Source organism: Aestuariispira insulae, assembly GCF_003385955.1.
Classification (GTDB): domain Bacteria; phylum Pseudomonadota; class Alphaproteobacteria; order UBA8366; family Aestuariispiraceae; genus Aestuariispira; species Aestuariispira insulae.
This window is the reverse complement of the sequence record NZ_QRDW01000017.1, coordinates 21,127-30,931: the sequence shown is the minus strand read 5'-3', so window position 1 is coordinate 30,931 and position 9,805 is coordinate 21,127. Positions and strand designations below refer to the sequence as shown.

General features: G+C 43.9%; 12 protein-coding genes. 10 read left to right on the top strand and 2 right to left on the bottom strand.

From position 1 onward, the window contains the following. Nucleotides 1-212 precede the first annotated feature (212 nt). The 5 genes from DFP90_RS22735 to DFP90_RS21420 all read left to right on the top strand — a co-directional run bounded on the left by DFP90_RS22735 (nt 213) and on the right by DFP90_RS21420 (nt 2,222). Nucleotides 213-488 carry a hypothetical protein gene (locus tag DFP90_RS22735; RefSeq protein ID WP_147301095.1) on the top strand — a complete coding sequence of 92 codons (276 nt, stop codon included), beginning with the start codon at nt 213-215 and terminating at the stop codon, nt 486-488. 12 nt (nt 489-500) lie between these two features. Next, on the top strand, nt 501-791 hold the full coding sequence (locus DFP90_RS21435) for a hypothetical protein (RefSeq protein ID WP_115939373.1): 291 nt from the start codon (nt 501-503) through the stop codon (nt 789-791). Then, complete coding sequence (locus DFP90_RS21430; RefSeq protein WP_115939371.1) at nt 791-1,495, top strand: SprT-like domain-containing protein; 705 nt, start codon at nt 791-793, stop codon at nt 1,493-1,495. Before DFP90_RS21435 ends, DFP90_RS21430 begins: the two co-directional genes overlap by 1 nt. A 153-nt stretch (nt 1,496-1,648) precedes the next feature. Further along, nucleotides 1,649-1,909, top strand: a complete 261-nt coding sequence (locus DFP90_RS21425; RefSeq protein ID WP_115939369.1) for a type II toxin-antitoxin system HicA family toxin — start codon at nt 1,649-1,651, stop codon at nt 1,907-1,909. Next, nucleotides 1,902-2,222 (top strand): type II toxin-antitoxin system HicB family antitoxin, encoded by a 321-nt coding sequence (locus DFP90_RS21420; RefSeq protein WP_115939367.1) that lies wholly within the window; start codon nt 1,902-1,904, stop codon nt 2,220-2,222. Before DFP90_RS21425 ends, DFP90_RS21420 begins: the two co-directional genes overlap by 8 nt. Before the next feature lie 18 nt (nt 2,223-2,240). Here the strand turns inward: DFP90_RS21420 and DFP90_RS21415 are convergent, their stop codons facing one another. Further along, the gene (locus DFP90_RS21415; protein WP_115939365.1) at nt 2,241-2,831 is read right to left on the bottom strand and encodes a helix-turn-helix domain-containing protein; all 591 of its coding nucleotides are present in this window, start codon (nt 2,829-2,831) and stop codon (nt 2,241-2,243) included. 463 nt (nt 2,832-3,294) lie between these two features. Between DFP90_RS21415 and DFP90_RS22730 the strand changes: the two genes are divergently transcribed. Further along, complete coding sequence (locus DFP90_RS22730; RefSeq protein WP_147301094.1) at nt 3,295-4,623, top strand: hypothetical protein; 1,329 nt, start codon at nt 3,295-3,297, stop codon at nt 4,621-4,623. Between the two features lie 48 nt (nt 4,624-4,671). On the opposite strand, the gene DFP90_RS21405 is transcribed toward DFP90_RS22730, so the two are convergent. Beyond that, entirely contained in the window at nt 4,672-4,905 is a 234-nt protein-coding gene (locus DFP90_RS21405; RefSeq protein WP_115939361.1) for a plasmid mobilization protein, read from the bottom strand. A 695-nt stretch (nt 4,906-5,600) separates the two neighbouring features. Between DFP90_RS21405 and mobC the strand changes: the two genes are divergently transcribed. Genes mobC through DFP90_RS21385 form a run of 4 tightly spaced genes read left to right on the top strand, consistent with a single transcriptional unit; the run spans nt 5,601 to nt 9,599 of the window. Next, the gene (mobC, locus tag DFP90_RS21400) at nt 5,601-6,059 is read left to right on the top strand and encodes a plasmid mobilization relaxosome protein MobC (RefSeq protein ID WP_181905504.1); all 459 of its coding nucleotides are present in this window, start codon (nt 5,601-5,603) and stop codon (nt 6,057-6,059) included. Nucleotides 6,060-6,062: 3 nt separating this feature from the next. Continuing rightward, nucleotides 6,063-8,138: a relaxase/mobilization nuclease domain-containing protein gene (locus tag DFP90_RS21395; protein ID WP_115939357.1), complete on the top strand. Its 2,076-nt coding sequence runs from the start codon at nt 6,063-6,065 to the stop codon at nt 8,136-8,138. Nucleotides 8,139-8,193: 55 nt separating this feature from the next. Continuing rightward, complete coding sequence (locus DFP90_RS21390) at nt 8,194-8,676, top strand: hypothetical protein (RefSeq protein ID WP_115939355.1); 483 nt, start codon at nt 8,194-8,196, stop codon at nt 8,674-8,676. Between the two features lie 5 nt (nt 8,677-8,681). Then, nucleotides 8,682-9,599, top strand: a complete 918-nt coding sequence (locus tag DFP90_RS21385) for a hypothetical protein (RefSeq protein WP_115939353.1) — start codon at nt 8,682-8,684, stop codon at nt 9,597-9,599. Nucleotides 9,600-9,805 lie beyond the last annotated feature (206 nt).

Sequence of the window (9,805 nt, the reverse complement as noted above, 5' to 3'; positions counted from 1 at the left end):
TGACAGGGTGAAACGAACACGTTTCCCCCTATTGCAATCACTGGACGCAAGCGCTCACAAGGGGGGTTCCCCGTTCTCCGCGCTGGCGCTTGTGCGACCGGGTGATTCCCCTCCCCCTTGTTCGGTGATTGCTATCCCCCTTCCGTTCATTGCCACAGGGCTAGTCAGGGTTGAAGAAGTCAACCCTGCTTTAAAATGAAAGGAACAAACAAATGTTCAATTACATCAAAAAGTTATTCACTCTGAAACGCGATAGAGATACCGGTGTTAAATGGTTGGTTAAATGCCCCTGCGGGTGGTCTGGCTTATCTTGTGATTGCCGTGGTGATGATCATTACAATGCACATCCAGACGCTTATCTTTGTCCTAATTGCAATGGTTTAGTTGAGCATAACAAGGTTGATGTTCTGATAAGTTACTATGAATGTGGCGGTGATCGGGCTGCGTTAGATCGTATTGTGAAACGATATTTTGCCGATGCTGTTTGAAGGGGGAGGATCATGATAGCCAATATAATCAAACCCGGTGACGCGATCCGCCTCAACAATGGTAAGGCGGGCATTGTTCAAGCTGTAAGAGGACCATTCAATAACCGTGATGGCCAGAGTTATTATTGTGTTGAATACAAGATAGGTCCCTCTACACATTTCCTTTCTCAACTGGCCGTTTCTGGTGGGGAACTGGTATTCACAGGCAAAAATGTGAAAGATAAGGTTGCAATTTTGCCTTCTAAACAGAATAGTAGCTTTAGTTCTAAATTGATTCGTACGATCAAATATTGGAGCCTCTAATGGTTCGGCCAACTGAAAAAACCTATGACGAATTGCAAGACGCTTACGATTTCTTTAATCGCGAACTATTCGGTGGTCAGTTGCCGGATTGCATAATCACATTGCAGCGAGAGAAAAGAACCATGGGGTATTTCAGCCCTAATAGGTTCGTTAGTCAGCATGGGCTAACTCAGGATGAGATTGCTTTAAATCCAATCTATTTTGATCTGACAGATATTACCGAAACCATGCAAACAATAGCCCATGAAATGGCGCACCAATGGCAACAGCATTATGGACAAAGGAAAAGCCGACACGGCTATCATAATAAGGAATGGGCTGCAAAGATGATCGAAATCGGTTTGATGCCAACGGATACAGGGAAACCGGGCGGCAAGACCACAGGATTTAAAATTTCAGATTATCCGATAGAGCGGGGCGCATTCTTAGAATCCGTTCGCAAGCTTAAGAAAGAGAAATTTGCAATCTCTTGGCGGGATCGTTTTTCACTCGTCCAACAAACGATGGAGGAGGGGGCGCAACCCATCACAGTTGTGACCGATACTTTGACCGGTGAAGAGGTTACTCACCCAAGATCAAAGACAAAATATGTTCACCAGTGCGTTGATGAACAAACCGGGGAAATTACCGATCAAAATGTATGGGGCAAACCGGGTTTAAATTTGGTTTGCGGCGATTGTGGCCGCGGGTTTGAGCAAACATAGTCATAGAGGCGATTCCGGTAGGGGGCAAAATAGTACGTTAGTGGCGGCTAAGTCCATTGGTACGAAAACCTACGATAGGGTTTTTCAAGTTTTATTTAATTGATATCACTTTCTGATATTGACATTGATATCACTATTTGATATATATAGGTCATGAACAAAAAACACTCAAAAACGCTCAAAGACATATATCGGAACCCGGTGCTTTCCAATATTGTTTGGACGGACATTGAAAACTTGTTCAAAGCTTTGGGCGCAGAGGTTACAGAGGGGAATGGAAGCCGGGTTAGGGTTAACCTGTCTGGTATCCGCCAAGTTTTCCACCGACCTCACCCGAAAAAGGAAACGGATAAGGGAGCAGTTAAATCGGTGCGTGATTTTCTTAGTAGAGCAGGAGTGAAACGCGATGCTTGAATATAAAGGATATGTTGGTGTTGTTGAATATGAGCCAGATGATAAGGCTTTTCATGGCAAGGTTGTTGGCTTGACCTCTGATGGTATTCATTTTCAAGGGTCAACTGCGGATGAAGTTGAAACGGCTTTTCAGGAAAGCGTTGATGATTACCTTGATTGGTGCGAGCAGGATGGCATTGAGCCGGATCGTTCCTATTCAGGCAGTATAGCTTTGCGCGTTGATCCCGCGTTTCATCGCAAGGCCGTTATCCAAGCTGCTGCTGAAGGTGTCAGCATCAGCCGGTGGATTGAACATCAAATAGAAATCGCCTGATTGCTACTTCAAACCCTTTCAACACTCATCTTTTACAGTGCGTGTTTGGAATTTGTTAATTCCGGCCTGAAGGTATTGGAGTAGCTCTCGTTTTTGCGGTGGCTCCAACTCTTTAGAGATCTGAAATACATCGGCCACAGCTTTATCAAGTTGTTTACTGTAATCAGGTTTCAGGATTTCCAGAATTGGGACTTTAATAAACTCACAGAATTTCTGTAATTGTTCCACTGCGAGAGGAGATTGATTGTTTTCAATCTTCCAATAGTGGCCAGATGAAAGACCAAGGGCCTTGGCAACTTCCTCTAAGGTATAGCCCGCCTCATTCCTATAATTTTCCATCAATCGACAAAGAACGCCAATATCAACCTGATAGGGGTTAGCTATTGTGGCTGTGGGGATATCTTCACTAAAGAATGCTGTGACCGGCACCTTTAATAATTGCGCAAGTTTATTCAGGTGATGAACACGTAAGACTGTTGTCCCATTTTCAATGCGGCCATAATTTGACTTTACGACGCCAAAAAATTTCCCGGCGTCCTCCGTTGTAATCTCGCGATAAGAGCGAATGGTTTTGATTCGCTTTGCCACGTCGGATAGTTCTGCCATCATTCTACGCGATTCGTTGTTCCCAAATATATTTCCCGAATCCTATGCGGATTCTACCTCATTTTTGCAATCAAATTAGGTCTTTTTGGCCGATATGGTGCGATATATGAAAAAACTATTGATTATTTTTCTCTATAAGCTGTAAATTAAATATAGAAAGATCAATATTTCAGATTTGTTTTGCAGTACAAAGAATCAATGTAATATTGAAGCTATTGTTAGAAGAACCACAACATCTAGGAGGAACCACAATAATCAAGGACATTTGATCAATAAAAAAGGCGACGTAAAAAACGCCGCCTTGCTTATATCGTGGCCCCTTTAATAACGGTTGCCGCCGTTAGACCAACAAAACTCTTACAGCCACGATATTTGCATCCAGAAAACTTGTCAATCGAAAAGCGTTCTGCGCACAGGATAACTTGTGCCAAATTTCCTTTTCGTGTGTCCTTGTGGTTGTAGCAAAATGACCGCAGCAAAATCACTTATGCAAAATGGCGCGAAAAGCGCCCGCCGTGAAGCAATTCGATTGCGGCCACGCGGCAGACCGAGCAGCAGATATAATATTTCCAATCAGGAGCAGGCGACAGAATGGGCGCGGCGCAATCTTCCAGATGAGCTATTAAGGTTACGTGTCTGGACAGCCGCAGAATTGAGGATTGTTGATGTTTTGCTTAACCGGGCAAACGACGACGGAATAATCAAAATAGCCGGTACACATGCTTCTGCACTTGCCCTTGTTTCAGAGAAAGCCTTTTTCCTCTGTGTTGAGCGATTGGAGGCAGAAGGGGTTATTGAAGTTCGCCGCTGTAAGGCAGCTTGGAACCGTCAGGATATCAACGAGTATCATTTCCCTATTCTGACTGTCACATCCCGTAACAAACACAAAAAAGCCAATTTCAAGGGATCTACAAAATCCAAGCTGAAGAGCCGACGGAAAAAGAATTCTCAGACTACGTCTATTTCCCCTTCTACTGTGTTAAATGAGCTTACAGATACAATAGAGCAAGACCCAATAAGTAGCCGCCAAGGCGGCAATAAAAACGGCAACCGGTCAAATTGGTCTAACGACCAATGCCCGGTTTTGCGCTCTAATTTGAGCGCTGACTATGAAGCCATTGAAGACGGCGCATCACCTGAAACGACAGAGTTAAACCAACCGGCGGAGAATGCTTGCCAAGAAGGCAACGTTGTTTTCGAGGAAACCGCAGATGACGGTGTTAAATCAGCCGCCGAAAACCGGGAATATGTTGAAAAGGCTTTGCGTATTTTGATGCCTTCCTTGGCGGATAGGTTTCAGGAAGATCACAATAATCTGTTAGATATCTTGGAACAGATCAGGCAAAAATGGTTTTCCGGCCTTAACCGTGCATATTTTGAAAAGCAGCTTAGCCAAAATGGGTTGGTTGCCGCGTTATCAATGATTTCTGTTGCCCTGAAAATAGAGACGTTGGAACCGCATGATCCAGATCGTCCGCGACAACCAGTCGCTTATCTGGTCGGGGTGCTTAAGCGAGGCCAGACCGCTAAACCGCATATTTCAATAAACCACAGCATCTTTCTTGTTTCAGCGTCAAAAATCGAAGCCGAAACCAAGGGGACCGGAGCCGCTTTCAAATCTATGTTGAAAGAAGCCAACCAATGGCTTTCTAGAAAATCAGAAGATGAAAAGCGCCGCCTGTTTGATCGTTATAGAACCGGTCGCCTCGCTGGTGACAAATTAAGCCCGGATATGGAATGCCGTCATTGGCGAATTAGAGCATATAACGATTTCAAGGATGGGCTGATCAGTTGAAGATTTACAAAATAATGGGGGTGCAAAGCACCCCCTGTGTAACCCTCATCAACCTGTGTAAACTGCCTGTTTCTGTGATGGCGCATATTGATCAGTGGCGCGTATGATCAATTCACTCAATGACAGTCCAGACAAGTTCGCTTTCTCAGATATTGCTTGGAACTCCGTTTCAGTCATTTCAAATGTCCAGAATGCAGTTCCATCAATTCCTTTTGTGGTGGCCAAAAAATTCACAACTTTGCTTTCGCCAGATTCCAAAGTCGCCCCGTACTGTTTTCTCATATTACATTCCCCTAACTTTATTTGGGTTTCATTCACATGAAACCCTGCCTTCCGGCGAGGATGGGGGTAGCAAATGGCACCGGTTGTTTTGCATGGCCGAATTGAGAACAGAGCGACGCATTCTGCGTTGCGAATGAGCGATTCTGCCATGATAAAGAAATGGTGCCGTGCGCGGGGGCCGAGGCCCTTAGTGTGCTAACCCTTCCCTTACAAGGCAAATAATGTCCTATTTTTTTTGCTTTTCCAGCGGTTATTGCCTGCATTTTATGCTTATTTTCTACGAATTTTACCGTCTTTCGCGTTAGCATATACATAGAATGCTCTCTAAAGTCGCAGGCTGTTAGCACACCATATCCTGCAATGCTTCCATAAATATCTATTATTAATAGAGTAATCCGAGTTGGGTAAACTTTGATCAACACACGCTTGAGGCTTTTGTTACATATCTTATTGATTCGTACGATCCATTATTTACGTGACATTTTTTTATGTGATTGCTTTTGAAGACAATTCTTGTCGAAGTGATAACGGATCAAGGTCCAAATTATTCTTGTGATAATGAATATCGCCTTCATTTTGGCATGTGACCCGTCGAAAACAGAAAAATCCATAGTGTGATTGAGCAAAATTGGTGCTGATGTTCTGAAACCCTTGTATTTCCTAGGGTTATGTGTGAACCTAAATATGTTGTGTATATGCAGGATACCCATTTTGTATTACAAAATGGAAGCATCTCTAAAAAGAGCTGCTTTCCTGTTCTGCGAAGCCCCCACGGATACCGTGGGAATACGGCGCTAAAGCGCCTCTATTGGAGAGAAGCATTGCCAGCATCAAAGCCGAGATCGTTCAGGATCAAAGACCCAAGTATCGCGGAGAAATTGGACTCTTCGCCAAATGTTTCCCGCGTGCTGAACGACGCCTTGAGGCAGTATTTTGCAGACCCCCTCCCCGTTGATGATTATCGGGAAGAATGGGTTACAATCAGAAAACAGGTATCCGGCATTGCGCGAAACATTAATCAGATAGCAACAGTTGCGAATGCCCATAATCTGGGTGAATCACAGATGCCACCTGTTGAGGCTCTTGAAGCCGCCAATGATGCGTTGCGTCCACTAATTCAGCGTCTGAATTTCTTGATTTCACATTGGGGTTAGACCATGGGCAGCTACAGCCGAGGTTGGGATGATGCGCTAAGAGTTCGTGGCAGCAATCAGACTAACCCTATTTCAACCGGATCATCTGGCAAATATACGCCATCTAAGGAAGTGGTCTTTAAGGTCATTGGCCACTCAAAGACAATCCGTGGCGGAAATCTGATGGCTAATTATATATCCCGCAACGCTGGCGATCCTGAGATTGAAAAAAATGCATCTGAGTTGGAGTTGTTGCAGCAGAAAGGCATGTACAATTCGGAAGGCTTTGTTCCCGCTGACCAGATTAAAGAGGAGCTATCTAGCTGGAATTTAATTCCAGACGATAAGCAAAATTTTTCAAAGGCAGCACGGGAAGCCAGCAAAGAAGAATTGGCCCAGATGCCAGATGCGGAGAAATACCGGAACAAACAAGTTGGCCATTACGTGATTTCTTTTCCTAATCAGCATCACGAATTAACTGATCAGCAGATGCACCGAACAGTGCAAGATGTATTGCAGCCGTTTAAGGATCAGGGGCATCACTATCTTTATGCGATCCATCGCCATCAAGCGAAGCCGCACGTCCATATAATGATGAAATATCGCTCAGACGATAATAAGCGCCTCAACCTATTGCCCCGAGATATCCAAAATATCCGAGAACATATTGCAGAGGTGGCCCGCGACCATGGCATTCATATGGAGGCAACAAGACGGCAAGAGAAAATCAGAGAGCTTGCCGCCAAAATTCCTACTGTTGAACAGCATCTTCTTTTCAAGCGATACCGTGATTTGAAACAGAAGGTAACCCAAAGCAATTTGAAGGGCGAGACGTTGCAAAATTATCAACGTGCGCTGGACCGGGCACAGTCCCGAATGGCAGAGTTGAAGGTATATCAAAAGGCCGAAAAGAGACTTCCGAAGATTGATAAAAAATTGGAACGGTTGGAGAAGAAACAGCAAACAAGCAATTCAGTCCGCTTGAAGTCCAAAATTGATGCGCTCAAGCAGGATAGGAAAGCGTTGAATGATATTGTTGAGGATGAGCGCCGCCGCAGATCCATGAAACTGAGCCAGCCGATAGATGCCGTACATGCGGTTAAAACTGACCGTCAGTTAAGTCAGGTTGTTAAGGATCTTCGGGATGCAAGCCGAGGTGTTGAGGATCGTGAAACCGAATTAAAGAAGGCTGTGGAAACCATACATAAAGTGGCGAGAGAGAAAGAAAAGATTATTTCTAACCTCACCCCTGAGAAACATGATCGATATAGCTATGACCTGAATAAAAATGGACGTGAGCGCGATAGTCTATTGCAAAGACAAGTTCCGCATTGGTACCTCAGGCACGGCTATGAATATGAAAATCGTAGATCTTCTATCCCGGATCAGAACAACAATAACATGGAAGCGGTAGCGGTTCGTTTGCCTGCCCTTAAACAAAAAACGAATGTTGCAATAAGTGAATTTGTAAACTCGACTTATGCAAATCCAGATAAAGCCCGTTCTGCCTTTTTAGAGTTGGCAGCAGAGAACACCAGAACAGCTTTCTGGTATGCCAACAAGCGGCCCGAACTGTTTGGTAAACTTTCTGATGACCCGGATCAAAAAATCCGCATTAGCTCCAAAACCGTTCATTTAACCAAAGAGTGGAAGAAGGAAGCTTTGGAACGGATACAGACCAAAAATAATGAAATGCCGCCAGAAATCCAAAGAAGCCGCTTATCTGCTGCGATGCGTTTGAGGCAAGGAACCGCAGATGCAAAGCAGCTTGAACGGGATATGGCCATCTTCGGTAAAGATGTCGAGGCGATTGTTAAATCCAATATTGACCGGAAAAAGGATAATGACAATAGCAAAGATAAATCAGCAGATACCGCTATAACGCAGACTAAGAATAAGAAAACATTGGAACAATGGCTTAAGGAAAATGCCGATAGAGGCAACGCCGCTTTGCGGCCTTTTGAAAAGCCACTTAATGAAAAAAGCACTCAAAAAGCACCGGTAGACAAAGGCGAGCGTCAGTCCTTGCCCGGTGATTTTGTTCGGCCCAATAAGGGCCGTGATAAAACCAAAGGCCAAGATAAATCCAGATCACGTTAACAGGCTTTGACTTTTGCAACAGATATGCTAAAAGCCGATTAGGGGGTTGCGAATTATGAAATATATAATACCTATTTTTCTTTTGTTGCTTACTTCAACTGCTATTGCAGATGATCAACCGTTCATCATTTCAGTAGATGTTGAGTTGAAAGCAAAGAACAAGGCGGTATCCCGAAAAGGGGAAGTTGATTTCGCTTATGAGGGGTGGGAATGCAGCTTTGAAAAAGTCGGCTCTACCTGTTTTCAACGTTTTAGGTGGAACCAAATACATCTGAGATATCTTGGTGATAGGAAGATTGAGGTTGGTCTAATCAGCAAAAATCAGGTCTTCCCACATCCTACTGTCTTTGAATTGTCTGATAGCACCACAACCACGAAATTTACCCATCCGTCTTGGTTAGCACATAGAAAGAAATCTTTGAGTAAGATTTTCAAGGAATGGTATTTTTCCGGGTTTGAAAAAAACGAAATCACTCTCTCAGCAAAAGAAATCACCGAACTCTCCGATAATGGGAAGTTTAAAACTATAGCGGAGTAATGTAGATGGAATGTACCTTTCCTGACGTGTTCGCTGTTTTAGACAATGCAGTTATGCATGTCTTACAGGCATCCTTTACAGTTGTTGGAGGTACATTTTCCATTCTGCTGATGGGTTTTTTCCTACTATTCTTTTTCTATAATTTGATCAAGTTCAGCATGAACCAAATGAGCGGAGGGGATTTCACATTTAAGCTCGTCCATGAGATTGGCATTTACCTTCTCATGTCCGTTCTTCTGGGAGGCGGCGCAATTGCTTCTTATACCGCAATAGATGTTTTTGGTCTTGTACGTGATACCGGTCCTTTCATCGCTTCAAAAGTGCTAGCGGGTACCGAATACAGCACTGAAGATGTAACCGGATTTAGTGGCTTGGTTTGCGTCATCGAATATAACTTTAGAGCAAACATCTTTGGCGCACTTGGCGATATGATGGCCGACTTGAGCATCCTTGACTCCTTACAACTGGTTATTGGTGCAATTTTCCTGTGTTTGATATACGTGGTCCTTTGCTTGATGATGATCGTTACCATTTTTTCAGCCTACTTTAGGAGTGTGGCGGGCGGAGTTTTGTTTCCGGTTTCTATGGTGCTTTTTATGATTCCATCCACAAGGAGTACCTTATCAAATAATATCAGAGTGGTGTTAGACTCATCACTACGCATGATGCTTTGTTTGATATATGCCAGCATCATACTTTTCATGGTCCAAGAGATGTTTGTCTATTTTGGGAATCCAAAAAACGGCGTCGCGGTAATATACGGTGCCGGGTTCTCTCAGGCGCTCATCAGTGGATTCCTAATGGTAATAACCTACAGTTCTTTCGTGACCGTCTCAGGTGAGATTTTGAATTCCTTCGGTCAGACAACAAACATGAGCATTATGGATCTTATTAATCCTATGCGCTGGTTAGGTAAGAAATAATGATTTTGCTGGATTTTATTCTTGATCTAATTGACCGCCTAACAGGGGGTGGGAAGGCGCAAGAAAATGGCTCACAGGATAAACCTCGTGAGCCATATATTCCGTCATCGTCATCAGGCAACGAGATTTCGAACGTCCGCGCTATTGATAGGGATCGATCCCGATAATTCCCGTTCAATTAGGGAAAGACTGCCTCTTAAAACATC